This window comes from Acidiplasma aeolicum (assembly GCF_001402945.1).
In the GTDB taxonomy this organism is placed as follows: Archaea; Thermoplasmatota; Thermoplasmata; order Thermoplasmatales; family Thermoplasmataceae; genus Acidiplasma; species Acidiplasma aeolicum.
The window spans coordinates 1-2098 of sequence record NZ_LKBG01000097.1 but is presented as its reverse complement, the minus strand read 5'-3'; the positions used below and the strand labels follow the sequence as shown (position 1 = coordinate 2098).

Below are 2098 nucleotides of genomic sequence, written 5' to 3'. Positions count from 1 at the left end.
AGAGGTGTTATTACATACGGTCTTTTATCCTCGCCCTCAAGCACATTTGAATCCTTTAATTCCCTTGAAAATATCCAGTTTGCCTTTTCCCTCTTCTGTCTTTCGATTATAGCCATATTCACACCTCCAGTTCAATTAGGTCCTGCCTTACATCACTGTTCTGTATCTCCTGTATTTTATTAACCCTGAGAGATAATGAATTATCATTCATGACAAAATCCACATTCATCTTGAATGCATGCCCATATAATTTTTCATAAAGTCTATTGTATATATCACCTGCAACTTTTACAATCTCATCCTCACTTATGCCAAGAACAGGCAGTATGGCATTCTTTCCTGCTATTGCCTGAATATGGCCTGTTCCATCATCAACAGTAAAATAGGTAAAAATATCCAGAATGGTTTTGGCATCTGGATGATCAGGACATACACCTGTTGTTAATGGTTTATTGCACACACTGCATCTTTTTATTATCCCGCTCTTGGTTCCAAGTGTGATTACAAAGGCCATTATGTTTATACTCCCGGCGGGATTTTTTATCTCAAATATTCTGTAATTTCTTTCAAGATTTATGTTATACCCCTGAATCTCATTTAATGTTGTTTTATCACTTACAGATATCTCCATCTGGCCATTAAATTCTGATACCCTTGCACCCTTAATGGAGTATATTTTTCCATTCTCAAGGGGTCTTCCAAATGATGAAATTCTAACCTTTGATGTATCATCCTCAATAAAACCGGAGTATAGAATAAATTTGCCTCCTGATTTTTGGTATTCATGTTCTGTTATTCCAGAAACCATGCCGGTTACTGAGACAAATGGTGTTTTGGATGAAATATCCTGAAGTTTTACCTCCTTGTATGTATTTTTAACCTCTATGTTTTCTCCTGGTTTTAAAATTACCTCTGTTCTTGAATCAATATAAATTCTCAATCTTCCATTATATTCCTTAACCCTTGCATATTTTATTTCGACAGCATCACCTGCCTTTATCACCTGGGGAAATTCCCAGGCAGTGTATGGGATTACACCCGTATCATCACCAATTAATCCATAATAATATGTGGTTTCACCCCTGGATGTATTTACTGTTCTCTTATCAATGGATAAAATTTTTACAAGGATATCTACTGTTGAGTCCTTTTCACTAATTTCATCAATTTTCATAACATTTCATATATATATTATCTTTATATAATGTTTTTTGATTTTTCAAATTTGCTGCAGCCTAAATTTAAATATTTATTTTATTTTTTATTAAGAATTTACCATTTAAGTTTTAAATTTCTGGCTGCAGCAACCTCGTCGATTCTTGAAACAGAGGTATTTAATGGTGCTGCCCTTAATTCGTCATCAGATGCATCAAGTGCTTTTTTCATAACAGAAACATAAAAATCTATATCCTTTTTTGTGGCTGTTTCTGTTGGCTCTATCATCATTGCCTCCTTAACAATTAATGGAAAATATGTTGTTGGTGAATGAACACCAAAATCAAGGATATATTTGGATATATCCAGTGCCTTTTTGCCTGTACCATCTGTTGAAAGCACAAACTCGTGTTTTTTAAGTTTTTTGTATGGTATTTTATAAAACCCTGACAGCTGATTTGCCATATAATTTGCATTTAATACAGCCCTCTGTGTATTTATCTTCAGGTTATCCCCGTTTTTTAAAATGTATGAATATGCGCGTAACAGAATTGAAAAAGAGCCATAATAGGATGATATTTTGCCGATTGTGTGCCTTAAATTATAGTTCATATAATAATAATTCTCATTTTTCTCAATTACTGGTACAGGAAGAAAATCTTTTAGGTAAGCCCTGACGGCAACAGGGCCTGCACCAGGACCGCCACCCCCATGCGGTGTTGCAAATGTTTTATGAAGATTAAAATGAACAATATCAAACCCCATAATTCCTGGTGTTGTTATCCCCAGTATTGCATTAAAATTTGCACCATCATAGTACAGCATTGCTCCATGGCGGTGCAGTATTTCAGAAATCTTTATTATGTTATCATCAAAGATACCAAGGGTATTTGGATTTGTTATCATGAAGGCCGCTGTTTTATCAGAAACAACAGATTCAAGG

At 34.7% G+C, this 2098-nt stretch carries 1 protein-coding gene and 1 pseudogene; both read right to left on the bottom strand.

The window, feature by feature from the left end:
- Positions 1–118: 118 nt before the first annotated feature.
- Positions 119–1174: a replication protein A gene (locus AOG54_RS02850; RefSeq protein WP_048101554.1), complete on the bottom strand. Its 1056-nt coding sequence runs from the start codon at positions 1172–1174 to the stop codon at positions 119–121.
- A 98-nt stretch (positions 1175–1272) separates the two neighbouring features.
- A pseudogene (locus AOG54_RS09840) lies at positions 1273–2098 on the bottom strand (aminomethyl-transferring glycine dehydrogenase subunit GcvPB); the annotation flags it as partial.

Bases quoted from the DNA above. Each gene is read 5' to 3' on its own strand.
- AOG54_RS02850 (WP_048101554.1), bottom strand. From the start codon at position 1,174: ATGAAAATTGATGAAATTAGTGAAAAGGACTCAACAGTAGATATCCTT.